This window comes from Paenibacillus sp. 1SOY10 (assembly GCF_056836745.1).
Map to the genome: position 1 here is coordinate 348,335 of NZ_JBXENK010000002.1, position 24,410 is coordinate 372,744.

Annotated in this window: 19 protein-coding genes and 1 other annotated feature; of the genes, 14 read left to right on the top strand and 5 right to left on the bottom strand. The window is 47.5% G+C overall.

Features of this window, described 5'->3' with window-relative positions; translation table 11 throughout:
• Positions 1–5: 5 nt before the first annotated feature.
• Complete coding sequence (locus tag AC1VOR_RS07445; RefSeq protein WP_482616910.1) at positions 6–1,604, bottom strand: spore germination protein; 1,599 nt, start codon at positions 1,602–1,604, stop codon at positions 6–8.
• A gap of 418 nt (positions 1,605–2,022) precedes the next feature.
• Here AC1VOR_RS07445 and AC1VOR_RS07450 point away from each other — a divergent pair, with 418 nt between their 5' ends.
• Positions 2,023–2,949, top strand: a complete 927-nt coding sequence (locus AC1VOR_RS07450; RefSeq protein WP_482616912.1) for an FUSC family protein — start codon at positions 2,023–2,025, stop codon at positions 2,947–2,949.
• 209 nt (positions 2,950–3,158) lie between these two features.
• Here AC1VOR_RS07450 and AC1VOR_RS07455 read toward each other — a convergent pair whose 3' ends face one another.
• Complete coding sequence (locus AC1VOR_RS07455; protein WP_482616914.1) at positions 3,159–3,248, bottom strand: putative holin-like toxin; 90 nt, start codon at positions 3,246–3,248, stop codon at positions 3,159–3,161.
• Between the two features lie 255 nt (positions 3,249–3,503).
• Here AC1VOR_RS07455 and AC1VOR_RS07460 point away from each other — a divergent pair, with 255 nt between their 5' ends.
• The 6 genes from AC1VOR_RS07460 (at position 3,504) to AC1VOR_RS07485 (ending at position 9,929) form a co-directional block, all read left to right on the top strand.
• Positions 3,504–4,217 (top strand): ABC transporter ATP-binding protein, encoded by a 714-nt coding sequence (locus AC1VOR_RS07460; protein WP_482616916.1) that lies wholly within the window; start codon positions 3,504–3,506, stop codon positions 4,215–4,217.
• A gap of 20 nt (positions 4,218–4,237) precedes the next feature.
• Positions 4,238–5,005 (top strand): ABC transporter permease, encoded by a 768-nt coding sequence (locus AC1VOR_RS07465; RefSeq protein WP_482616917.1) that lies wholly within the window; start codon positions 4,238–4,240, stop codon positions 5,003–5,005.
• A gap of 146 nt (positions 5,006–5,151) precedes the next feature.
• Positions 5,152–6,798 (top strand): AraC family transcriptional regulator, encoded by a 1,647-nt coding sequence (locus AC1VOR_RS07470; RefSeq protein WP_482616919.1) that lies wholly within the window; start codon positions 5,152–5,154, stop codon positions 6,796–6,798.
• Positions 6,799–6,916: 118 nt separating this feature from the next.
• Positions 6,917–7,921 carry a FecCD family ABC transporter permease gene (locus AC1VOR_RS07475; RefSeq protein WP_482616921.1) on the top strand — a complete coding sequence of 335 codons (1,005 nt, stop codon included), beginning with the start codon at positions 6,917–6,919 and terminating at the stop codon, positions 7,919–7,921.
• A 1-nt stretch (position 7,922) separates the two neighbouring features.
• Positions 7,923–8,954, top strand: coding sequence for a FecCD family ABC transporter permease (locus AC1VOR_RS07480; protein WP_482616923.1), 1,032 nt, complete (start codon positions 7,923–7,925; stop codon positions 8,952–8,954).
• 39 nt (positions 8,955–8,993) lie between these two features.
• Positions 8,994–9,929, top strand: a complete 936-nt coding sequence (locus tag AC1VOR_RS07485; protein ID WP_482616925.1) for an ABC transporter substrate-binding protein — start codon at positions 8,994–8,996, stop codon at positions 9,927–9,929.
• Between the two features lie 52 nt (positions 9,930–9,981).
• Here AC1VOR_RS07485 and AC1VOR_RS07490 read toward each other — a convergent pair whose 3' ends face one another.
• Entirely contained in the window at positions 9,982–10,974 is a 993-nt protein-coding gene (locus tag AC1VOR_RS07490) for a LacI family DNA-binding transcriptional regulator (protein ID WP_482616926.1), read from the bottom strand.
• Between the two features lie 261 nt (positions 10,975–11,235).
• Between AC1VOR_RS07490 and AC1VOR_RS07495 the strand changes: the two genes are divergently transcribed.
• The 6 genes from AC1VOR_RS07495 to AC1VOR_RS07520 all read left to right on the top strand — a co-directional run bounded on the left by AC1VOR_RS07495 (position 11,236) and on the right by AC1VOR_RS07520 (position 19,874).
• The gene (locus AC1VOR_RS07495; protein ID WP_482616928.1) at positions 11,236–12,549 is read left to right on the top strand and encodes an ABC transporter substrate-binding protein; all 1,314 of its coding nucleotides are present in this window, start codon (positions 11,236–11,238) and stop codon (positions 12,547–12,549) included.
• Between the two features lie 98 nt (positions 12,550–12,647).
• The gene (locus AC1VOR_RS07500) at positions 12,648–13,529 is read left to right on the top strand and encodes a carbohydrate ABC transporter permease (protein WP_482616930.1); all 882 of its coding nucleotides are present in this window, start codon (positions 12,648–12,650) and stop codon (positions 13,527–13,529) included.
• Positions 13,529–14,353 carry a carbohydrate ABC transporter permease gene (locus AC1VOR_RS07505; RefSeq protein WP_059052088.1) on the top strand — a complete coding sequence of 275 codons (825 nt, stop codon included), beginning with the start codon at positions 13,529–13,531 and terminating at the stop codon, positions 14,351–14,353. The genes AC1VOR_RS07500 and AC1VOR_RS07505 overlap by 1 nt, the downstream gene beginning before the upstream one ends.
• The gene (locus AC1VOR_RS07510; RefSeq protein WP_482616933.1) at positions 14,353–15,852 is read left to right on the top strand and encodes a glycoside hydrolase family 32 protein; all 1,500 of its coding nucleotides are present in this window, start codon (positions 14,353–14,355) and stop codon (positions 15,850–15,852) included. Before AC1VOR_RS07505 ends, AC1VOR_RS07510 begins: the two co-directional genes overlap by 1 nt.
• 60 nt (positions 15,853–15,912) lie before the next feature.
• Positions 15,913–17,604, top strand: a complete 1,692-nt coding sequence (locus tag AC1VOR_RS07515; protein WP_482616935.1) for an alpha-glucosidase — start codon at positions 15,913–15,915, stop codon at positions 17,602–17,604.
• 2 nt (positions 17,605–17,606) lie between these two features.
• A complete protein-coding gene (locus AC1VOR_RS07520) occupies positions 17,607–19,874 on the top strand; it encodes a glycoside hydrolase family 3 C-terminal domain-containing protein (RefSeq protein ID WP_482616937.1) in 2,268 nt (755 codons plus the stop codon).
• Positions 19,875–20,088: 214 nt separating this feature from the next.
• On the opposite strand, the gene AC1VOR_RS07525 is transcribed toward AC1VOR_RS07520, so the two are convergent.
• On the bottom strand, positions 20,089–20,238 hold the full coding sequence (locus AC1VOR_RS07525; RefSeq protein WP_482616939.1) for a DUF1540 domain-containing protein: 150 nt from the start codon (positions 20,236–20,238) through the stop codon (positions 20,089–20,091).
• 249 nt (positions 20,239–20,487) lie between these two features.
• Positions 20,488–20,704: a binding site (T-box leader), on the top strand.
• 121 nt (positions 20,705–20,825) lie between these two features.
• On the opposite strand from AC1VOR_RS07525, the gene leuS reads away from it, so the two are divergent.
• Entirely contained in the window at positions 20,826–23,267 is a 2,442-nt protein-coding gene (leuS, locus tag AC1VOR_RS07530; RefSeq protein ID WP_482616940.1) for a leucine--tRNA ligase, read from the top strand.
• On the opposite strand, the gene comER is transcribed toward leuS, so the two are convergent.
• The gene (comER, locus tag AC1VOR_RS07535; protein ID WP_482616941.1) at positions 23,264–24,157 is read right to left on the bottom strand and encodes a late competence protein ComER; all 894 of its coding nucleotides are present in this window, start codon (positions 24,155–24,157) and stop codon (positions 23,264–23,266) included. The genes leuS and comER overlap by 4 nt on opposite strands.
• Between the last annotated feature and the right edge of the window lie 253 nt (positions 24,158–24,410).

The window sequence follows — 24,410 nt, forward strand, 5'->3', positions numbered from 1 at the left end:
TCAAATCACCTTTCCGGTTGCTTATGATGGCTCGAATTGGCATGCTTGCTGCTTGGTGAAGCTTGTCTTCTTGCCTCTTCAGCGGCAAAGATCTGGGGTCTGATCTTCATCATGGAATGCGGAGCACGAATGAAAATATCTTTCCAGTATCGGAAGGTCAGTGGTGCAACTGGCGACAGGTAAGGCACGCCAAAGGAGCGTAGTCCGGCCATATGAATTAATAAAACGATCAGGAAAGACATCATGCCGAACAACCCCAGGAACCCTGCAATCAGCATCATTACGAAGCGAATCAGCCGAATGGAGTTCGCAATGACTTGTGCCGGAATAACTAAGTTGCATATCGCGGTAAACGATACCACAATAACCATGGCGGCAGAGACCAGCCCGGCCTGCACAGCGGCTTGTCCAAGTACTAGTGCCCCTACGATAGATATGGCGGGACCGATGGCCCGCGGCATCCGAACGCCCGCCTCACGCAGCACGTCGAAGGTTAACTCCATCATTAGCGCTTCAATCAGCGCAGGGAAGGGAACACCTTCACGTTGGGCGGCCAGGCTGACCAGAAGCGTGGTCGGGAGCATTTCCTGATGAAAGGTCGTGATGGCGATATATAATGCCGGTAGCATCATCGATACGAAGAAGGATGTGAACCGGATCATTCTAAGGAAAGAGGATATATCAAAGCGTTGATAGTAGTCCTCGCTCGACTGGAAGAAGCTAAAGAAGGTCGAAGGGGCCAGCAAGGAAAAGGGAGTCCCGTCAATTAAAATGCCGACTTGTCCCTCCAGCACTCCTCCGGCCAAGGCGTCCGGACGTTCGGTATTCTGTATGGTCGGGAACGGAGTCAGACTTCCGTCCTGAATCAATTCTTCAATATAATTGCTCTCCAGTATGGCATCGGTATTGATGGCATTCAGTCGTTTGCGGATTTCGCCCAGCACCTTGTCGCTGGCAATCCCTTTCAGATAAACTAGGGCGATATCGGTATGCGTACGCTGTCCGATCTTGTACTCTTCAATCCGCAGATCAGACGATTTGATTCGGCGGCGCATGAGAGAAGTGCCTGTACGGAGATCCTCGGTGAAGGATTCCTTCGGCCCACGAGTAACACCTTGTGAACTGGGTTCACTGATGCTGCGCTTCTCCCAGCCTGCGGTATCTGCGGACAGGGCATGATTGGTCCCGTCGATGAGAATAATGGTATGTCCTTCGAACAGCATCGCATGGAGGACCTCAAAGGTTTTACACTCCGATACTTCGCCAATGGCGAGCACCTCGTCTTTCATCTTCGCGAGCATCCATTCCGGGGACATATCAGGCTCCCGCAAAGCGGGATGCTTGGTCAGTGTCAGCAGGATATCCTGATTCAGCGTATCCTGATTGACCAGTCCGCTGATATATACCAAGGCCACTTCGGGCTTGATTCCAGGCTCATTGACGCGGCGGAAGATGACGTCGGAACTTTGTCCGATCGTATCCCTTAAATGCTGCAAGTTGAAGGCCAACGAATGCGTTAAGGCCCGTGAGGAGGGAACCGAGGTATTTCCCTGTTCATGCTTGGGCTTCTTTTTCGTATTACTGAACGAGAAGAGCGGCTTCATGGATATCCTCCTTCCTCTATGATGTTGTAGTATACCCGGGAGTGAGTCCCTTATCCTTCCTGAAAGAGAAGAAGCAAGCAACAGAGGAAGCGTGTATTTGCTTATTAGAGGTAGTTCAAAAAGTCGTCTTCCCAGAACGAAGTTATTCGAGAAGTGGGTTCGACATCGAATCTTGAATTCACCCGGGCCTTCCGGTGCTCACGTACCCACTACGTACGCTCCACTCCTCAGTCCCTAGCTTCATCCAACCTTCTCGGTCCTAGAAACTCGACTTTTTGAACACGCACTATTAATGAAATTTTCATGAAATTTTCGTGATATGAGCCTGTTTTCGTCTTCTAGTGTTATTTGGAGTTTGAGCAATTGAAGCACATCCGATATAATACGGTTCTGAGCTAAGGTGAGGAGCTGAGTTTTGGTGAGATGGACGATTGGTTTGCGTAACTTAAAGACAGGGTTGGCCATTTGCATTTGTGTGATCGTGGCGGCTTTATTGCGCCTGGAATATCCCTTCTACGCAGCCATTGCCACCATCATCTCGATGGAGAACTCGGTGACCAATTCGTTTACCGCTGGCAAGCATCGGACGATGGGGACATTTGTTGGCGCGATCGTTGGCGCTTCCTTTGCTATGGTTGCTCCAGGGAATGCGGTGTACTGCGCCATTGGCGTAGTTATTGTCATATATATTTGTAACGTGCTGAAATGGAATAAATCGATATCGATTGGATGCATTGTGTTTTTGGCTATTATGCTAAATTTGGATGTTGGCGAAGGTGCGATATTTTATGGGTTAAATCGTATTACGGATACACTCATCGGCATCGCTGTGGCTGTTGTGGTTAACCTGGTGATCTTTCCACCCAAGCATGAGGTTTATCTGCAAAAGGCAAGAAAGGCAGCGGCCAAGAAGGTGGCCGAGGTATTTGACCAGGTGGTAGAACGTGGGGAGAGAGCTAATCTAAAAGGACTGCGCGACGAACTGAATGCGCTGGAGAAGTATTATCGTCTTTGTAAGGAAGAGTTCCATCTGACAAAGGACCAAAATGCGACCATGGACCAAATCGGTGAGGAGATTGAGTCTTATCGACATATTTATGAGCACTTGATCATCGTCTGGCGACTGGTTAATGAGTCCCATCCGGTGCTTCATTTAGAGGATGGTGCAGATCACAGCGTGGTTGACAGCATGGATGAGGATATAAGCCAACGAATTGATATCGTATATAACTATCATGTGAATTGGATTTTTAACGAGTTGCAGCAATTGGGCCTTCCTGTCCCGCTCAAGGAGCGAATTCATTGGGCGCCTGATCTACAGCAACTCCCCGGGAGAGCGATGTAGAGATACATTTTGAATTAAAAGAAGGTAAATATATACAGTTCAAGGGAAACCGGATTGAAAGTAACTCAACTTTGAGTTAAACTTGAACTAGATCATAAAAGGAGCCGTGCTGGACACACGACTCCTTAGCAATAGCCGCTTTTAAGGGCGGTGGCTTAAACCAAAGGATGATGGACGAAAAGTAGGCCAATTACCTTGTCACGGGCGGTCTACTTTTTGTTGTGAAATGACAATATAAGAACGACCAATGTCGCGAATGAAATCATTAGCGTCAGAGTGTCCTTAATGTCCACAGGCATCACCTCCCTTCCGAGAGGTTAGCCGACCGCCCATATAAGCCCTGTTCTATTGCTTTCTAAATTATACCATATATTGTAGAGGAGCGGCCCTTTGGCCGCTTTTTTTAAATTCTCAAAAATCAAGGCAACAGGATTGAATTGCGCCTCTTGGTCTGAAGAAAATCCAAGTTATTATCTTTAAATGTTCCATGGCGTATCAGAAAAAGAGCGCTTATAATATAGGCGAATTAAGATATGTAAGGAAAGGATCTTCTAATGAATGCTATATTTACAATGCATAACATAGCAAAATTAGCTTGGAACCTGGAAGGGGAACAATCCAATAACTGGCTATTCTCGGGGTTGTCTGCTGAATGGACAAAACCAGAAAAAATTGCGCTGATTGGTCCATCTGGTCAAGGGAAAAGCACGTTGCTTCGGATAATGGCTTTACTGGATCAGCCTGATGAAGGCGACTTGTTATTGAATGGGGTTTCATTTCGAGACACTGATCCGCGTTTGTGGCGAATGGCCGTTGCTTATGTTTCGCAACAGGCTGTAATGTTACCGGGCAGTATAAATGACAATTTATATACAGTGAGCAGATTGCATAATTTCCCCTATGATTCCACACTTGCTTCGCAACTCATGGCACAGGTAGGACTGGATCATTTGGACCTTAATAAACAAGCAAAGAGTTGCTCTGGTGGTGAAAAACAGCGCATTTCGCTTGTACGTACTCTACTCATGCGGCCCAGTATCCTTTTATTAGATGAAATCACGGCCTCCCTTGACGTGAACAGCACCCAAAAAGTGGAGGAACTGCTCACGCAATGGCATGCTCAGGAAGGAACCTCTCTGATTTGGGTTACACACGATTTGGAACAGGCTCGCAGAAGTAGCCATCGATTATGGTTTATGGAGAATAGGACGATGAGGGAATATAACACTTCCGAATTTTTTCAGCATTCCAAGGAAGAGCTTTCATAGCATGGAGGATGAGAAGAGCCATGTCATTAACCGCACTTAGCTTTACACTTCTTTTTATTATAGGAACAATGGCTGTTTCAATCTGGCAGAAGCTTGGTTTGGAGAGGGATATTGCTGTTGGTACAATTCGCTCGGCGGCGCAGTTATTAATTATAGGGTATGTTTTACAATTCATTTTTCAATCTGATCATTTTATGCTTATCGTTCTTATCCTATTTCTTATGATTAATATTGCTTCATGGAACGCAACCAAGCGTGGCAAGGGACTGCCCGGGTTGTATTTGAAAATAGCTGTGGCAATTTCGGCCTCAGAGATTGTGATGATGAGCATTCTGCTTGGCTTACATATTATTGAACCTACAGCGCAATATATTGTTCCACTTAGCGGGATGACAATCGGTAGCGCCATGGTGGTCTCCGGTTTGTTCATTAATCATTTAAAGCAGGCTGTTGCTGCAAGCAAAGAAGAAATTGAAACGCTGCTATCCTTAGGGGCAACCGCGAAGCAAGCTATGCAAAGGGTCAGAACAAGTGCTGTAAAATTTAGCATGATTCCAACGATTGATGGAATGAAAACGGTAGGGCTTGTTCAACTGCCGGGAATGATGACAGGGATGATTGTTGCCGGAGCTGATCCTGTCATAGCAGTACGTTATCAGATTCTAATCGTTTTTTCTTTTACCGCATCGGCTGCCATGACAAGCATTCTGATCAGTACCCTAATTTATCCCCTCTTCTTCACTAAAGATCTGCGTCTTAGGATACCTGCAAGTGGGAACATCCTTTAACTTCACTTGACTTACAATATGATGGACACAAATTTGTAGATTGTTTATAATTGATATTGATTATTATTATCAAGATTTTTTTTACAAAACACTACCCGATGGGGTGGTGTTTTATCATTTTTTGAATAAGGAAAGGATAGAAGTCTATGTCTACGATTACTCTTGTGAATAGCAGCCCTTTTCTGCAAGGGGTGGTGTATGAAATTGCAGAAGCGTGGCAAGCTTCACAGATTCCAACATGGGCAGACGGTCGACAGATGGAGCATCATACATTGATCTATATAGCTCGAGGAAACGTTAAGCTTGAGGCGGATGGACGATGGGAGAAGCAGACGCGACAAGCTCTTTATATATATTCTCCAGGCACTGAAATAAAAATGAGTGTCAGTACAAAAGAGGAACTTCAGCTCTACTGGATCAGCTTTGACATTTATAGGCTTATGAAGAAAGAACAGCAAGTAAGGGAATACCATCGTGAACCTCAATTTCCTTTACAAGGTCTTATTCGCCTAGGAGGCAGCCAATTTAAACAGTTATTTGACTTGCTGGTTGCAGAAGGGCAGCTATGGCGAGATCAAAATCCGTTTTCTAGTCAGCAATACCTGCATGATATGCTGGATGGTCTGCTACGTTACGCGGAGCCGATTCTAAGCGATTCGGATATGAGGTTAAAAGTAACACTGGATTATCTGCAGAATCACTACCGTGAAGATATCAGGGTCAATGAGTTGGCCAAAATGGTAGAACTTCACCCTTCGTATTATTCACAACTCTTCAAGCAATTAATGAACAAATCTCCAGTATCCTTCCTAACGCATTTACGGATAAATAGAGCACAGGAAATGCTCTTGTTGACGGATAAGACAATTCGAGATGTCGCAACTGAGGTTGGTTATAAAGATGAATTCTACTTCAGCAGGCGATTTAAGGAAACAAGTGGCATTGCTCCAAAGTCTTTTGCCCGAAAGAGGGATAAGCGGATAATTTCTCTTTCACAAGCATATACAGATCATTTATATACTCTTGGTCTGACACCCTGTGCCGCCCAGCTACACCGCTTTCTTCCACTAAGAACTAAAGGTCTGACATTGCCTGAGCATGCCGCGGATCCCTGGGGGATTAGCAGAGAAGCCTTCTTAAGCGAACAGCCAGACCTGATTTTATGCAAGGATAATGTGCTGTCCAAAGCCAGAGAGCATATCAATGATATTGCGCCTATTATAGCTATTCCTTGGCTTAGCCTGGACGTGTACGGCCATTTATTTAAGATTGCTGAACTGGTAAACAGGGAACAAGAAGCGGAGTCATGGATTCAGGCACATGAACGGACGGCTGAAGGTTACCGTAAAAAGCTTCGTTCTGTAACAGGTTCAGGGACTGTTGCTGTGTGTGTTTGCCGTCAACATGAACTTCGCATGTATGGAGCCAGAAATATCGGGCATGTGCTGTATCGGTCCCTGCAGTTAAAGCCACCTGAAAAGATACAGCAACAGATAAGTCAACATTCCGCTGGAACGGGTTATAACTGGACTGCCATTCAACCCGATGAACTCCAAGAATATGACTCAGACTTTATATTTTTCGCTGTGGAAACAGAAGGGGATAAACGTCGCGTCTTGGAGATGCAAAGAAGGCTTCCAGCCTGGAGGCGGCACTCGGCTATACACAAACAGCGCTTCTTTTTTATCGATTGGAACAAATGGCTTATTTACGCACCTCATGTAATTGGCCAACAAATGGATGAGGCAGTAAGGTTGCTTATGCAATCTCCTAGCCTTAGAGAATCAATCTAAGAAAAATCCATGTGGAAATCTAAGAATTTGATATGTACCCCACTGAAATAATGGATACAATTAATGATAATGATTCTCATAATCAAAAGGAAGGGGGAGCCACTTAGAGCGCAGGATAATGAAATCATATTCTAGATTAGGTACTTATCTATGGTTTATCGCGGCGGCCATAAGTTTGTTAATTTCCATGTTTTTAGCGGTGTCTTATGGGGCCAAGGATATATCGCTTCAGAGTGTGTGGGCTGCGGTTTTTCAGTATGATTCATCCCTAACCGCGCATCAAATCATACATGAACTTCGGCTTCCTCGGGTTCTTGGGGCAGTGATAACTGGAATGGCGTTCTCCGTAGCAGGGTCCATTATGCAAGGTGTAACCCGTAACCCCTTGGCTGATAGTGGAATTCTTGGTGTTAATGCAGGGGCTGCCTTTTCAGTTGCTATATGTTTTGCTATAGCACCAGGGCTGTCTTATTGGGGGATTATTTTCTTTTCCTTCATTGGAGCGACTGTTACTACCCTGTTCATTATTGTACTGGGTTCATCAACACCAGGGCAGTTGACCTCCTTGCGGTTGACGGTTGCAGGTGCGATAGTAGCAGCTATTTTACATTCGTTAAGTACAGGAATTGCCATTTATTTCGATCTCAGCCAGGACTTGGCTTTCTGGTATGCCGGCGGAGTAGCAGGGGTTAACTGGGAGCACTTACGAGTGATCACTCCCATTGTTCTGCTAGCTATTTTCTGGGCAGTTATGATAGGAAGACCGATTACTTTCATGTCTCTTGGAGAAGAAACCGCGGTCAATTTGGGGGTGAACACTGGACGAATACGAATTGTCGGATTGTTCATTGCGGTTATTCTTGCTGGATCTTCGGTCGCCGTGGCTGGAGCAATTAGTTTTGTAGGGTTGGTGGTTCCTCATATTGCACGCAGATTGCTGGGTCCGGATTATCGTGTCTTAATCCCATTTTCTGCATTGCTTGGAGCCGTATTGTTGGTTTGGGCTGACTTCGCTTCGCGGATGGTTAATCCTCCTCAAGAATTTGCAATAGGTGCAATGGTAGCGTTGGTTGGCGTTCCCTTCTTCCTTTACCTGGCGCGTAAAGAAGGGAGGGAGCTTTGAAATGAATGCACACAAAGAAATCTTGGCGAGAAAAAGATTTCGGCGTGCGGTAGCGTTTAGCCTCATTTTTTCATTCGTTGCTGTCATTGTTGTTTTAATCAGTTTGAACACTGGCAGTATTTCGCTGTCCCCTGCTTCCGTGTGGCAGACGATGATGGGTTACGGAACGAACGAAGAGAAAATGATCTTATTTGATTACCGCTTGCCCCGAATTATTATAACCATGTTGGCGGGAATTGGTCTTGGCGTTTCAGGTGCCGCGTTTCAGGGGACAACCAGAAATGCTCTTGCTGATCCGGGTATCCTGGGCATTAATACTGGAGCTGCATTGGGTCTTATTATTTTCGTTTCTTTTTTTCGGACGATGGAGGGGCCCTTATCACTGCTAATCCCGATATTCACGTTTGCTGGGGGAACTTTGTCAGCATTCATCATTTTTCTTTTTGCTTATGATCGCCACCATGGAATATTACCTATCCGTCTAATCCTAGTAGGAATCGCAGTTGCTGCCGGAATTAGTGCAGTTACTCTCATATTATCCTTGAAGCTGGATGAAGAAACTTATTCGTTCGCTGCCCGCTGGTTAGCCGGCAGTGTATGGGGCAGAGACTGGATTCATGTATGGTCACTACTACCATGGGTTGCTCTACTTGTCCCATGTATATATAGTCGCTCTCAAACGTTGGACATTCTATCTCTAGGTGATGAAATAGCTCATAGTCTAGGCAGTCATGTAACCCGTGAGCGTCTACTTCTCTTGGGTACGGCGGTTGCCTTAACGTGCGCGAGCGTGTCGGTGGCTGGAGGAATCGGATTTATTGGGTTGGTTGCTCCTCATATTGCGAAACGTCTGACAGGTCCACAGCATCGTTACTTCTTACCAGTCGCCGCATTGATTGGGCTTGTTATTTTGGTGTCGGCAGATACCATCGGCAGATCCATATTTCGGCCGAATGCGATACCGGCAGGTGTGGTAGTTGCACTTGTTGGTGGTCCCTACTTTTTATATCTTTTATTTAAGAGTAAAAACTGATTTAATACACAATAATTATGCTGGGAGAACTGATTTCATATGAAAAAGATAACATTTATGTTTGTTTCATTTTTGCTGGTTGCGATACTTTCTGCCTGTGGGCAATCTAACGAGCAGACTGAATCTTCGTCTTCGACTCCGACTAATTCGGAGGCAGATATCATTTCACATGATCCAAATGCCAAGATTGCGTCTATGTCTATTCACATCACTAACAATTTGCTGTCACTCGGAATTACTCCAGCGGGGTCTGTTGTTGGAGGAGATGTCAAAGACTTTTTACCTCATGTAAAAGACCGGTTAGAAGGAGTCGCTAAGTTTGGGGTAGTTACAGATCCGGATATGGAGGCTGTGCTGGGGCTAAAGCCTGATGTTGTATACATTGATGAAGTGTACTCTGGACAAGATTTAGCAAAGTTCGAGAAGATTGCTCCAACAATTACGATTGATATGGATAGTGGCACGTGGCGGGAACACTTAAAACGTATTGCCGAGCATGTTGGACGAGAACAGGAAGCAGAGGACTTTATTCAGGATTACGAGGCAAAAGCAAAGCGGGTTAAAGGGTTAATAGCAGATGAACTAGGAGCAGATGCCAAAATAATGGCAGTTCGGATGACCGCAAAGGAATTACGCGTTATGGGGACAAGACGGCCTCTCGGACCTATAATGTTTGAGGATTTGGAATTGAAGATGGCAGATGGGGTGGAGAAAATTCCTGCCGACGAGCCTTACCAAGTCATATCCAGAGAAGTATTACCAGATTATGATGCGGATGCTATCTTTGTAATCGTTAGTACCGGTGATGTAGCAAAGAGTAATTATGAAGAGTTAACAAAAAATCCAATCTGGCAAAATCTCAAAGCGGTAAAAAATAATCATGTCTATGTTCTTGACGGACAGAAATGGCTGGATTACTCCTCCATTGGACATAGTATGGCATTGGATGATGCTGAGAAATTATTTAGTAAGTAATCATTGTGATACAGAAGGGGAGCCACATTGTGGCTCCCCTTTAAGCTGCTGCCTAGGTCGTTTCCCCAACAACTAATTCTACGTCCACAATGGTCGTGCTGTTAATTTCATCATCTTTATTTTCAATCATTTGAATGAGCGTATTTAATAGCAGGCGCCCGATTCGGTCAATAGGCTGCTTGATGGTTGTCAGCTTGGGATTTTGCAGCATTCGGGTGAAGCTATGATGGTCATAGCCGACGATCTTCAACTGTTCAGGGACTTTAATCCCCTTCTGCTGTGCATAAATATAGAGGGCATATGCCACAATATCATTACTGCAGAAAACCCCATCGTAACCAGACAACTCAATTGTAGACAATTCATGGGTGATGAAATCCCAGAAATAGTCGAAGGTCAATTTATTGCGGGCGCCTTCAACAAAGTCGTAATCCACCTTGTATTTCATACAAGTAAGGATGAAGGCATCTCCCCGTCGGTTGGAGAGCATATCCAGATCAAGCGGACCGGAAATGTGCAGAATCCGCTTGCAGCCTTGCTTGATCAGATGCTCGGTAGCAAGCTCCCCCCCACGATAGTTGTCTGAGCCGATACATGGAATGTTGGGGGAGATCATCCGGTCAAAGGAGACAATTGGCAAGGTAGCCTTCTTGTATTGGTCAATATCCAAGGTATGACTACACATGATGATACCGTCAACTTGATTTTGCCGGAGCATGCTGATGTAATTGGCTTCCTTCTCGGGATCGTCCAGCGAATTGCAGACCAGCACTTTATAATTACGGTCATTGGCCTGGATTTCGATATATTTGATGAGCTCGGAGAAGAACGGGTGATTGGAGTCAGGGACGATGACCCCGATAAAGAAGGTTTGGCTTTTTTGCAGAGCTCTGGCAATCAGATTAGGATGATAATCCACGGCTTCCATAGCCGCCTCCACTTTTCTGCGCGTTTCTTTGCCGATATAGCCGCGATTGTTAATTACCCGGGATACAGTCGTAACGGAAACTCCGGCCTTTTTGGCCACATCTTTAATACTTGACATAAGATCATCCTTCGTTTGTTGTTGTTGCCCTTTGTAAAAATTCTATAGAAGGGGCTTAAATCCTTCCTTGTAAACTATAGCATCGATGTGTTAACGTTACCACATTTTTATGGTTTATGCGTCATATTATTTCCTAATGTCCTTGTTTTATGTCGATTTTTTTATATGAAAACGTTTGACATAAAATCAAAAAGGAATATAATAAGTTCATGAGTTCGTTCATGAACCGATTTCAAAAAAAGCAGACTGGGGGAACACAAAATGAAGAAGTGGATGTCACTCTCCATTGCCTTGGCACTTGTTGTTACAGTGCTATCGGCTTGTGGAGGAAATGGCAAGGAAGGTACTGAAGGCCAAGGGGCTGGTAATACGACTGGTAAGGCTGTAGATATTACGGTGCTGGTTGGTAAAGAGGAAATTGCCAAGCCTTTTGAGGCGATGGTCAAGGATTACAATGCATCGCAAGATAAGGCGAAAGTCACTATCATTCCATTGTCTGGTGCAAACGGATACGAAAGAATGACAACTTTGTATGCCGCGAACAATGCGCCAACAGTAATCAGTATCGGGCAAGAAATGCCGCTGATGAAGGACAAGTTGCTGGATCTGACCAATGAAGAGTGGGTCAAGAATGCATCTGCCGGTACGCTGGATTACGCAACCTTTGATGGTAAAGTACTCGGTATGCCAATGTCCGTAGAAGCTTTTGGTTTTATCTACAACAAAGCTATTTTGGACAAAGCAACCGGAGGTAGCTTTGATCCTGCAACAATCAAAACTATTGACGACTTGAAAGCGCTTTTTGAAAAGGTTCAAGCGAGCGGCGTTGCACCGATTACGGTAACTCCAATTGATTGGTCGCTTGGTGCTCACTTCTCGAATATTCTGTTCGCTACTCAATCGGAGGATCGGGATGCGCGTCATAAGTTCCTCGAAGATGTGTCCGCAGGCTCCGTAGATCTTGCTAACAACGCCGTATTCAACGGCTGGATGGACACTTTCGATTTGATGAAGCAATATAACACGGCAAAAGATGCTCCACTGGCAGCGCAATATGACGAAGCTCCATTGTTGCTCGCTGATGGAGGCGCAGCGATGTGGTTCATGGGCAACTGGGCATATCCACAGATCAAAGAAGCCGATCCTGATGGCGAATACGGCTTCCTGCCGGTACCAATTAGCAATAATGCTGATGACTATGGTAACAGCCAAATCTCGGCCAGTGTATCCTTGTACTGGGGAATTGACAAAGAGCAATCCACACCTGAAGAGCAAGCCGCAGCTAAAGATTTCCTGAACTGGATGATTGGCAGTGCAGAAGGTCAGGATTACTACGTGAACCAATTCAGCGCAATTCCTGCCTTCAGTAACTTCCAGGTCCAACCGGAAGATAGCTTGTCGCAATCGGTGTTGTATTACATGGACAAGCAGCAAACTCTGGAGTGGATGAACCTGTACTTCCCACCAGATGGCTTCCCAACCATGGGAGCCGCCTTGCAGAAATATCTGACAGGTGCGCTTGACCGTGACGGTGTTGCTAAGGAATTCGAGAATTATTGGAAAACAAAGAAATAACAAAAAAGAAATAACAAAGTTGAACTATAGAGGGAAAGGCCATCCGGCTTTTCCCCTACCTTATTATTCAGAGCCCTTCTTGGAGGTTATCCAACCCTATGTATAATGAAAAAACTTGGATAGGTAAATTAAAAGTTTTCGGATTGTTTGCGGCCATCCCGCTATTTGCATTCACCACGGTCATCATCGTGCCCTTCTTTGCCGGGCTGTTCATGACCTTGACGAACTGGCAGGGGACTGGCAGTTTCGAATTTACGGGCCTGAGCAACTACGTAACGGCTCTGCAAGATGCTATATTTTGGGACTCCATGTGGTTAACGATCCGTTATGTATTCTTTACGTTGATTTTGACTAATGTGATTGGTTTTGCCCTCGCACTCATCGTAACTAGTGGGCTGCGCAGCCAGAACTTCTTCCGTGCCGGATTCTTCACGCCCAACCTGATTGGCGGAATCATTCTCGGTTTCGTGTGGCAGTTTATTTTCACCAAAGTCCTTGTATATGTAGGTACTGAACTGCACTTAGGCATCTTCTCTTCATCATGGCTTGCCGACCCGGGTACGGCCTTCTGGTCTCTCGTCGTGGTTGGCGTTTGGCAAAATGCAGGTTATATGATGCTGATCTACATTGCCGGGTTGACGGGGATTTCCGAATCGCTGACCGAAGCGGCCAATCTGGATGGTGCCGGTTACTTCAGACAGTTGATTAGCATACGCATCCCGTTGATGGTACCTGCCTTTACAATCAGCTTGTTCCTGACGCTGCAACGCAGCTTTATGGTCTATGATACCAACTTGTCCCTGACCAAGGGGGGACCGTTCCGTTCGACGGAAATGATTGCGATGCACGTCTACAATGAAGCGTTCGTGTATCAGAATTACGGGCCAGGACAAGCCAAGGCATTTGTATTATTCCTGATCGTGGCACTGATTGCCATTTTGCAAGTTAGAGCGATGAAAAAAGTGGAGGTGGAAGCGTGATGAGCGGCAAAGTCATAAGAAAGTCACTGTTATTTGTCGTAAGCGCGCTGATGCTCGCTTTGTTCATTTTCCCGTTATTAATGATCTTCTTGAATTCCTTGAAGCCACGCCTGGATATCGTTCGGGACCCGCTGAGTCTGCCCGAAACCCTGAGCTTCGGCAACTACAAGGAAGCCTTTGAAACGATGAACTTTCTGCATGCTTTATCTAATTCCGTCATCGTTACGGTACTATCGGTGGCACTCATTATTGTGTTTGCAGCGATGCTCGCTTATTTTCTGGTTCGCTGGAAATGGAAGCTCAATAACTATATCCTGATGGTGCTCGTATCCTCAATGATTATTCCGTTTCAGGCGGTTATGATTCCGTTTGTTTCGATTTATGGGGATTTGAACATGCTGAACAGCAAGTGGTGGCTGGCCTACTTCTACTTGGGATTTGGACTGGCCATGGCGACCTTCATGTTCCACGGCTTTGTCAAAGGTGTGCCTAAGGAATTGGAAGAGGCTGCTTTGATCGACGGAGCGGGTAAATTACGTGTATTTGCCCAAGTTGTCTTCCCCATCCTTAAGCCTATCTCAACCACGTTGGCTATTTTGGATGTCTTGTGGATCTGGAATGACTTCCTGTTGCCATCCTTGGTCCTGATTGGGGAGAACGACAGAACCTTGCCGTTGTCCACCTTCTATTTCTTCGGGAAATACACATCCGACTACGGAGTAGCTATGGCGGCGTTAGTATTATCCATGATTCCGGTTATTTTCTTCTATTTATTTATGCAAAAACAAATTATTCGCGGTGTCGTTGAAGGAGCAGTTAAATAATGTCATATGAACCAACGAATTATTTGGACAATTCCATCATGAAGGCGGAAGAATATCTGGAACGGGTTAAGCCCGTGGCCGATGAGAGCCGGTGGAAGCCCAATTATCATGTTTCCGCGTCGGCCAATTGGCTGAGCGATCCGAACGGATTCAGCGCATATAAGGGAGACTATCATTTATTTTATCAGCATCATCCTTACGCTCCTAAATGGGGAAATATGTTCTGGGGTCATATGAAGAGTAGTGATCTGGTACGCTGGGAGCATCTGCCCGTGGCCTTGGCGCCAGACCAGGAGTACGACAAGGACGGTTGTTTCTCCGGGAGTGCCATCGAGAAGGACGGCAAGCTGTACTTGCTGTATACCGGCAATGTATGGACCGGTTCAGACTGGACGCAGGAATTGCTTCAGGTGCAGTGCGCGGCGGTTAGCGAAGACGGCATCACCTTCACCAAGCTGGAGCAAAATCCATTGATCGAATCGGCGCCGAAGGGCAATATTCATCCTTATCATTTCCGCGACCCCAAGGTATGGCAGCAAGGAGAACATTATTACATGGTGCTTGGTTCACGTAGCCAGGATGACCGTGGACAGGCCTTATTGTATAAATCATCTGATTTGCTGGACTGGGAGTTTGTTAACGTGTTGGCACAAGGGGATGAGCGTCTGGGTTTCATGTGGGAATGTCCCGATCTGTTCGATCTGGCCAATCAACATGTGCTTATTATTTCGCCGGAAGGCATGCAGCCGGAAGGCGATCTATATCATAACAAAAGCCAATCGGGTTACCTGATTGGACATTTTGATGAAATGCAGGGTTCGTTCGAGCATCATGATTTTCATTTGCTGGATTACGGTTTTAACTTTTATGCACCACAGACGGTGCTGGACCGCCAAGGAAGACGAGTCATGATTGGCTGGATGTCCTTATGGGACGGAGATAAGCCGGAAGAAGCCCATGAGTGGGCAGGAGCAATGACGATGCCGCGGATGCTAACGCTGAAGGGTGAGCAGTTGTATAGCACGCCTTTACCCGAAATGGAGAGCTTGCGTAAGGAGTATGTCAGTCATGGCAATATAACTCTGGACCAAGAGTTTGCACTTGATGGTGTCCGGGGGAATAGTGTTGAATTGGAACTGGCTATTGAGGCCGAGGCCAATTCGGTGTTTGGGGTGAAGATCGGCTGTAGTCCGGATGGTATGGAGAAGACGTTATTAACCTTTAACGGACCGGAAGGCAAATTGATTCTGGACCGCACTCGTTCTGGACAAGGAGTGGGAGGAATACGCAAAGCCCCGGTGCAATTGCAGGATGGCCGTTTGCTCTTGCGTATTTTTATTGACAACTCATGCATCGAAATCTTCATTAATGATGGCGAGCAGGTAATGAGCGCTCGATTTTATCCGGGGGAAGACTCCGACGGAATTTTGTTCTTTGGCGACGGATCAGCCGTACTGGAGAAGCTTAATAAATGGGAAATGGACAGCTGCTGGCTGTAAATTATACATGGTATTATCTTTTGAATTTCATGATTTCATCGGGTACGGAGGGTACGAACAATGAGAGAGCAAAAGCAGCAGTGGTGGAAGGAAAGCGTGGCATACCAGATTTATCCACGCAGCTTTCAAGACTCCAACGGAGACGGAATCGGGGATTTGCGAGGGATTATCCAGCGCCTCGATTATTTGCAGTATCTGGGGATTGATCTGTTGTGGTTAAGTCCGGTTTATGATTCCCCGAACGATGATAACGGGTATGATATCTCGGATTACCATGGCATTCTGGCGGAGTACGGAACGATGGAAGACATGGACGAGTTGCTGGAAGAAGCGGGGAAACGAGGCATTCGTCTCGTTATGGACTTGGTGGCTAACCATACGTCGGATGAGCATGCCTGGTTCATCGAGTCGCGTTCTTCCAAGGATAATCCCAAGAGAGACTGGTATATTTGGCGTCCGGCCAAGGACGGCAAGGAGCCAACCAACTGGGAATGCGCATTCGGGGGCTCTGCCTGGGAATGGGATGAGGCGAGCGGCGAGTATTACCTTCACTGCTTCTCGAAGAAGCAGCCGGACCTGAACTGGGAGAATGAAGAGGTTCGGCGGGAAATCTACAATATGATTGATTGGTGGATGGATAAAGGCATCGCAGGCTTCCGCGTTGATGCCATTACTTACATCAAGAAGGACCCTGCTTATCCTCAGCTTGAACTTGAAAATGGTCGCTCCTTTGCTCCAATCGAGAAGGCTAGCTTGAACCAGGATGGTATTCTGGATTTCTTACGGGAAATGAAGCAGGAGGCCCTGGAACCTCGCGGGGCAATTACAGTGGCTGAAGCACCCGGCGTACCGCTGGAGCAAATTCCGGATTTCGTGGATGAAACGGATGGAGTATTTACGATGTTGTTCCAGTTCGGGCATGTGGATCTGGATATCAAGCCTGGTGGCAAGGCGGAATTTATTGACTGGGACATGAAGAAATTCAAGGATGCCTTGTCGCTATGGCAGAAGGAATCCAATCGTCAAGGCTGGATGGGGTTGTTCCTGGAGAATCACGATCATGTGCGTTCAGTATCGAAATTCGCGAGTGACGGTCCATATCGTGAGCCTGCGGCCAAAATGCTGGCAGCCTATTATTTCCTCATGCGCGGTACTCCGTTTATCTATCAAGGTCAGGAAATCGGCATGACGAATTGTCATTTCGAATCCATCCATGAATATCGTGATATCGGCAGCATCAACCTGTTCCGCGAGGAAACGGCGAAGGGGCGTTCGGCCGAAGAAATTATGGATTATCTGGGCCGGCGCAGCCGCGATCAGGGGCGAACCCCCATGCAGTGGAGCAGTGATGCAGAAGCTGGATTTACCAGCGGTGAACCTTGGATCAAGGTAAACCCTAACTATCAACAAATTAACGTGGATGACAATATGAAGGATCAGGATTCTGTTCTCCAGTTCTATCGCCAGTTAATTGCACTCAGACGGGAACATTCGGCTCTGGTCTACGGATTTTACGAGGACCTTTACGAAGAATCCAATGAAATTGGAGCTTACCGCCGGGTTTATGGAGACGAGCAATTCGTTGTTATTTGCAACTTTACGGATCACGAAGTAGCACTGACCGAATTAGCTGAGCTTTCATCCGTTGGGGAACTGCTTCTGTCTAATTATAAGGAACGGAAATCAGACGTGCTGCAGCCTTATGAGGCTTTGGTGTTCCAGTCAGCCGCCGGAACAGGAGGGGAGCAATAAGAATGGAACGGTCGATTAAGGAAATTGTCCGCCAATTGACTTTAGAGGAAAAGGCCAGCCTTTGCTCGGGTCAGGACTTCTGGCGGTTGAAGACGGTGGAGCGTTTGGGAGTTCCCTCCATTATGGTTGCGGATGGCCCTCACGGGTTGCGCAAGGAAGTAGAGAATGCAGATTATCTGATTGCGGGTCAAAGTATTCCGGCTACATGTTTTCCTTCTGCCGCTGGCTTGGCTTGTTCCTGGGATCGTTCATTAATCCGCGAGATGGGATCGGCGTTAGGTGCTGAGTGTCAGGCTGCGGGCGTATCCGTTCTGCTGGGCCCGGGTGCCAACATCAAGCGCAGCCCGCTGTGCGGCAGAAACTTTGAATATTTCTCGGAAGACCCTTACCTATCCTCAGAGATGGCGGGCAGTCATATTCAAGGTGTGCAAAGTCAAGGGGTAGGCACTTCGCTTAAGCATTTCGCCTTGAACAATCAGGAATACCGCAAGATGACAGTGGATGCTGTTGTGGACGAACGGACGTTGCGGGAGATTTATCTCGCCAGCTTTGAAGGGGCTGTTAAGGAGGGCCAGCCATGGACCGTAATGACAGCATATAATCGGGTCAATGGCGAATATTGCGCCGAGAACAAGACCTTGCTTACCGATATTCTGCGGGATGAATGGGGTTTTGAAGGCGTGGTCGTATCGGATTGGGGTGCGATTAATGAACGGGTACCTGGCCTGCGCGCTGGTCTTGATCTGGAGATGCCGTTCAGCCTAGGAGAAGGCGATGCCAGGATTGTCCAGGCTGTGCAAAATGGCGAACTGGATGAAGCACTGCTAGACAGAGCTGTCACCGTATTATTGAAGCTCGCCTTCAAGGGACATGAAGCCAAGCGGGAGCAAGCTTCTTTTGACGCGGAGGAGCATCATCGTCTGGCTAGAAGAGTGGCGCGGGAAAGCATGGTATTGCTTAAGAATGAGCAAGCTATTTTGCCGCTCTCCAAGTCTGCCAATATTGCTGTAATCGGTGGTTTTGCCAAGCAACCAAGATTTCAGGGCGGCGGCAGCTCACACATCGTACCTACTCAGTTGGACAATGCCTTCGAAGAAATCCATCGCAAAATGGAGAATACGGCACAACTGTCGTATGCGCCAGGGTATCGGACGAATGAGGACGAAGTGGATGCAGGGCTGATGGCCGAAGCGGTCGAAGCTGCCAAGCGGTCGGAAGTAGCCGTGATATTCGCCGGCTTGCCGGACCGTTATGAGACGGAAGGGTATGATCGCAAGCATCTGCGTCTGCCGGAGAATCATATCCGCCTGATTGAGGAAGTAGCTCAGGTTCAACCTAACCTGGTAGTTATTCTAAGCAATGGTTCACCTGTGGAAATGCCTTGGATTGGCAAGACCCAGGCTGTGCTGGAAGCTTACCTTGGTGGACAAGCCTGTGGAGGGGCACTGGCTGATTTGCTGTTCGGTGATGCTAACCCTTGCGGTAAATTAGCCGAGACCTTCCCCGCTGCGCTGGAGCATAACCCATCGTACCTGTTCTTCCCGGGAGAGCATGACCGGGCGGAGTACCGTGAAGGAGTCTTTGTCGGATATCGCTACTATGACACCAAAGCCTTGGAGCCTTTATTCCCGTTCGGACATGGCTTGAGCTATACCCGGTTTGAATACACTGGCCTATCCTTGAGTGGTACGCGTATTCAGGAGTCAGACACCTTAACGGTGAGCGTGCAAGTGAGAAATACGGGCGAGCTTGCAGGTAAAGAAATCGTCCAGTTGTACGTGGGAGATCGCGAAGCTTCTGTTGCTCGCCCGCTTCGCGAGCTAAAGGGTTTCGAGAAAATCGAACTTCAGCCAGGGGAAGAGAAGACCGTCACCTTCGAATTGAGTAAAAGAGCGTTTGCCTTCTACGACGTCGAGTTAGGGGATTGGCATGTGGAGAGTGGCCTGTTTGACATTATGGTTGGGCGTTCGTCCCGTGATATCGCCGCAACGGCAGAAGTCTTTGTGGAGAGTGGGACTCAGCGAAATCGTGTTTTCACTCGCAACTCAACCTTGGGGGATTTGCTGACTTGGGGAAATCCAGACTCGGCTACTCTGGAACTCATTGAGCAGTTCAAAGCTAATAGTGGCATATTCCCGGCGGACAAGCCGGCGGATATCGCCGAGGCGGACCTGCACTTCCTGCCGCTACGGGCGCTGGTATGGCTCAGCAAGAGGGGGCTTCGCGAGAGTGATATGGAGACCCTGCTCGCTCGAATCAATCGTATTTAATATAGAACATCCACAGTAACAAAATAGAGAAGTATTTGGCAAAACCCAAGAAGCTAAAGCGATTTACTTGCTTAGTTCCTTGGGTTTTGGCGTCCAAGACTGCCTTGCGGCCAGAGCATGAATACAAAATCGCATTTAGATCTTGATAATCATTCTCAGCTTTGGTAAAATAAAAAGAGAAGGAACATGGGTTGTCCCTTCTCCAATGAATCAATTATGCTTTGTGCTCAAATGTTTTACAATCTGTTTCCTCAGAAGTTTTGGCTTCTTTATGAGAAACGATGTAGATGGAGGAAGCAGCGCATTTGTTACCGCTGTCCCAGAAACGACATGAATTCACTTCGCAGAGAACATCCTTTGCCATGAGTGATAACCTCCTCTCTATATAAAGTAAAACACACTGCAAAATAAAGGTCCTCGGGCAAGGTGGTGCTTGTCCAGGAGTCTGCCTCGAATTGTCGAGGTTTTTTGCGTTGTGTACACATCTTTATAATAACAAAATTTAGATAGAATAATCAAGGCTTCAACTGCGGTTACCGGATAAACCGGGTCCGCCGTTGACTTTATAGCGGTAAATTGGATATAATAACTGATAGCCAAAATTGCATACATCACGATAACTTTGAAGAGGAACAGTAATTTTAATTTCACCATTCAGAGAGCCGACGTCAGGTGCAAGTCGGTTGGGAAATGAAAATGAACTCGCCTTGGAGTCATGATGCTCAAAAGCATCGTCGTCTTGCCCGCGTTAAGGGTCAAAGTGAGCTAGGACAAAGTATGTCCGATGCTAACTAGGGTGGTACCACGGGAAATTTCCTCTCGTCCCTAGCGATGATACGCTATGGATCGGGAGGTTTTTTATTTATCTCAGGAGGTTCTTCAACACTTATAGCGGTACCACGATCCTGGATTTTGTACAAAACTATGGTTAATCAAGGAGGATTTTGGAATATGGCGGATCATAACGTGCCCCAAGATATCTATCGGGCTCAGGCCATCGAGCCGAAATGGCAAGCTTATTGGGATGAGCATCATACGTTCAAAACACGGGAGGAACAGGGTCAACCGAAATTTTATGCGCTTGATATGTTCCCTTATCCCTCGGGTGCGGGCCTGCACGTAGGCCACCCGGAAGGTTACACGGCGACGGATATCGTCTCCCGCTTCAAACGGATGCGTGGCTACAACGTACTTCATCCGATGGGCTGGGATGCCTTTGGACTTCCGGCGGAACAGCACGCGCTTGATACGGGTGAACATCCCCGGGATATTACGGTAAAGAACATTAATAATTTCCGGCGTCAAATTAAGTCGCTGGGCTTCTCATATGATTGGGACCGTGAAATTAGCACGACCGATCCGTCTTACTATAAATGGACGCAGTGGATTTTTATCCAGCTTTACAAACGCGGCTTGGCCTATGTTGCCGAGGTACCAGTGAACTGGTGTCCGGCGCTGGGAACAGTACTGGCCAACGAGGAAGTCATTGATGGCAAGAGCGAACGCGGGGGCCATCCGGTCATTCGCAAGCCGATGCGTCAATGGGTGCTGAAGATTACTGAATATGCGGAACGTTTGCTTGAGGATCTGGAGGAACTGGATTGGTCCGAAAGTATCAAGGATATGCAGCGTAACTGGATCGGAAAATCGGAAGGAGCCGAGGTTGTATTTGCCATTGAAGGGCAAGGCGCGGCATTGACCGTGTTCACCACGCGTCCGGATACCTTGTTCGGAGCAAGCTATGCGGTGCTGGCGCCGGAGCATGAATTGGTTAGCAAGATTACAACCGAAGCGCAACGTGCAGCCATTGAGTCCTATCAAGAGCAGGCTGCTCGCAAGAGTGATCTGGAGCGGACGGATTTGGCCAAAGACAAGACGGGCGTCTTTACCGGGGCCTATGCTATCAATCCGGTGAATGGGGCCAAGCTGCCGATCTGGATTGCCGACTATGTACTGGCAGGATATGGAACGGGAGCGATTATGGCTGTCCCGGGACATGATGAACGTGATTATGCCTTTGCCAAGCAATTTGAGCTGCCGATTATTGAAGTGGTGTCCGGCGGCGATTTGAGCAAGGAAGCTTATGCCGGTGACGGAGCCCACGTTAATTCCGGATTCATCGACGGCTTGCACAATGAGGAAGCCATCAGGAAGATGATTAGCTGGCTGGAAGAGAACGGCAAAGGAAAAGGCAAGATTACCTATCGTCTGCGGGATTGGTTGTTCAGCCGTCAACGCTATTGGGGCGAACCGATTCCCATCTTGCATCTGGAGGATGGCACGATGAAGCCGGTACCGGAGGACCAACTCCCGCTTGTCCTGCCGGATGTGGATGCGATCAAGCCATCAGGTACAGGAGAATCGCCACTGGCTAACGTTACGGACTGGGTCAACACAACCGATCCGGAGACAGGGCTTCCAGCCCGTCGTGAGACGAATACGATGCCGCAATGGGCGGGGAGCTGCTGGTATTACCTGCGCTACATTGACCCGCATAATGATCAAGAGCTGTGCTCTCAAGACAAGCAAAAGGAATGGTTGCCTGTTGACCTGTACATCGGGGGAGCCGAGCATGCCGTGCTTCATCTGCTGTATGCCCGCTTCTGGCACAAAGTACTCTACGACCTGGGCGTCGTGTCTACCAAGGAGCCGTTCCACAAGCTGGTGAACCAAGGGATGATCCTTGGCACCAACAATGAGAAGATGAGCAAATCCCGCGGCAACGTCATTAATCCAGATGAAATTGTGAATGAATTCGGAGCGGATACGCTGCGCGTTTATGAAATGTTCATGGGGCCGCTAGAAGCTACCAAGCCTTGGAATGCCAATGGAGTGGAGGGGGTTCACCGCTTCCTGTCCCGTGTATGGCGTTTGTTCGTGGCTGAGGATGGAAGCCTGAACGCCAAAATTACGGCAGATGGCGGCAGCGACGAGATGAAACGGACTTGGCATAAGACGGTCAAGAAAGTGACCGAAGATTTTGACAATCTGCGCTTCAACACGGCGATCAGCCAATTGATGATCTTTGTGAACGAAGCCTATAAGGCTGACGCAGTTCCGAAAGAGGCAGCCGAGAACTTCGTGCAACTACTCTCCCCATTAGCTCCACATATATCGGAAGAATTATGGGAGCGGCTTGGGCATGAAGGTACGATTTCTTATGAACCATGGCCAGCTTATGATGAGGTCTGGACCGTGGAAGCGGAAGTGGAAATCGTCGTTCAGGTGAACGGTAAGATTGTCGATCGCACTAAAATTTCCAAGGATCTGGATCAGGCGGCCATGCAAGAGCATAGCTTGGGTCTGCCTAATGTGCAGCAGGCTATGGCAGGTAAAGCCATCCGCAAGGTGATTGCGGTTCCTGGCAAATTGGTTAACATTGTCGTTGGCTAATCCGGAGCAGCTTCTTTGACGACGGAACGGAACAGTTCCTGAAGCTTGTTGACGTCTTCATCGTTTTTACGGTGAGTTGCTTGGATCAAGCGAGCGAACAAACGTTGTAAATCATCTTGAAGAACGGCGATGCCTTCGGCGGTAACTCCACCCGGTACTGCCACTCGCTTTCTGAGTGATTCTACGGTGAGTCCTCCTTCGGTCAACAACTTGCCTGTTCCTAACAGCATCTCTGAGCCGAGCCTACGGGCCTCGGCTTGGCTGATGCCGGTAAGCTCGGCGGCGGTGTCCGTCCAGATTTGCAGTACATAAGCCATGAACGCGGGTCCGCAACTGGACAAGTCCGAGGCAATTCGCGTTTCGCCTTCTCGCAGAGAGTGCGGGACGCTGATGGAGGACATGAGCTGCTCTAACAGCAGCCGATCCTCCGGAAGGATTCGACTACCATAAATACAAAGTGAAGCTCCGCTGTGGGTCATATGCGTAATGCTTGGGATGATCTTGGCAACTTTGGAGGGAATGCAGTTCTCCAATGCTTCAATTTGAACAGGACTTGAGATAGATATGATGATTTGCTTCTCATCAAGGCTATCCCGGGTTTCCGCGATGACATCGGGATAATCCAGAGGTTTGATGCAAAGAAAGACGATTTTGCTTCCTTGCACCGCTTGGGTATTGCTATCGCTAATTTGCAGTCCAGGGTGGCGTGAAGCGAGTGATTTGGCCTTAGAGGGAGAACGATTACTGGCACAAATATGATGCGGGAGCAGCGCGCCTGAACGCAAAAAAGCATCGATGAGCAAGCTTCCCATGGATCCGGTTCCGATGAAGGCGACTTTCATCCGGGTTCCCCTTTCCGTGCGTTGTTGCACCTTTCTGGTATGAAGCATGTCTAGGCATGTTTATTCCACTTGTAACAATATGTATGCATCTTGATTGGATCTTCATGACATAAGAGTAGATTCTTTTAAATGCGAGTTCAAAAAGTCAGGTTTACAGGACCAAGAAGGTTGGATGAAGCTAGGGACTGAGTAGCGGAGCTACAAGTTTTCGGAGAAAACTACTTCGGAAGCATAGGTACGTCAGCAACTCAAATGTTTCTGCGAGAAACATACTACGGAAGCCTACGCTTGGCCCGGCTGA

Bases quoted from the DNA above. Each gene is read 5' to 3' on its own strand.
- AC1VOR_RS07445 (WP_482616910.1), bottom strand. From the start codon at position 1,604: ATGAAGCCGCTCTTCTCGTTCAGTAATACGAAAAAGAAGCCCAAGCAT.
- AC1VOR_RS07455 (WP_482616914.1), bottom strand. From the start codon at position 3,248: ATGCCTGTGGACATTAAGGACACTCTGACGCTAATGATTTCATTCGCG.
- AC1VOR_RS07460 (WP_482616916.1), top strand. From the start codon at position 3,504: ATGAATGCTATATTTACAATGCATAACATAGCAAAATTAGCTTGGAAC.
- AC1VOR_RS07465 (WP_482616917.1), top strand. From the start codon at position 4,238: ATGTCATTAACCGCACTTAGCTTTACACTTCTTTTTATTATAGGAACA.
- AC1VOR_RS07470 (WP_482616919.1), top strand. From the start codon at position 5,152: ATGTCTACGATTACTCTTGTGAATAGCAGCCCTTTTCTGCAAGGGGTG.
- AC1VOR_RS07475 (WP_482616921.1), top strand. From the start codon at position 6,917: ATGAAATCATATTCTAGATTAGGTACTTATCTATGGTTTATCGCGGCG.
- AC1VOR_RS07480 (WP_482616923.1), top strand. From the start codon at position 7,923: ATGAATGCACACAAAGAAATCTTGGCGAGAAAAAGATTTCGGCGTGCG.
- AC1VOR_RS07485 (WP_482616925.1), top strand. From the start codon at position 8,994: ATGAAAAAGATAACATTTATGTTTGTTTCATTTTTGCTGGTTGCGATA.
- AC1VOR_RS07490 (WP_482616926.1), bottom strand. From the start codon at position 10,974: ATGTCAAGTATTAAAGATGTGGCCAAAAAGGCCGGAGTTTCCGTTACG.
- AC1VOR_RS07495 (WP_482616928.1), top strand. From the start codon at position 11,236: ATGAAGAAGTGGATGTCACTCTCCATTGCCTTGGCACTTGTTGTTACA.
- AC1VOR_RS07500 (WP_482616930.1), top strand. From the start codon at position 12,648: ATGTATAATGAAAAAACTTGGATAGGTAAATTAAAAGTTTTCGGATTG.
- AC1VOR_RS07505 (WP_059052088.1), top strand. From the start codon at position 13,529: ATGAGCGGCAAAGTCATAAGAAAGTCACTGTTATTTGTCGTAAGCGCG.
- AC1VOR_RS07510 (WP_482616933.1), top strand. From the start codon at position 14,353: ATGTCATATGAACCAACGAATTATTTGGACAATTCCATCATGAAGGCG.
- AC1VOR_RS07515 (WP_482616935.1), top strand. From the start codon at position 15,913: ATGAGAGAGCAAAAGCAGCAGTGGTGGAAGGAAAGCGTGGCATACCAG.
- AC1VOR_RS07520 (WP_482616937.1), top strand. From the start codon at position 17,607: ATGGAACGGTCGATTAAGGAAATTGTCCGCCAATTGACTTTAGAGGAA.
- AC1VOR_RS07525 (WP_482616939.1), bottom strand. From the start codon at position 20,238: ATGGCAAAGGATGTTCTCTGCGAAGTGAATTCATGTCGTTTCTGGGAC.
- leuS (WP_482616940.1), top strand. From the start codon at position 20,826: ATGGCGGATCATAACGTGCCCCAAGATATCTATCGGGCTCAGGCCATC.
- comER (WP_482616941.1), bottom strand. From the start codon at position 24,157: ATGCTTCATACCAGAAAGGTGCAACAACGCACGGAAAGGGGAACCCGG.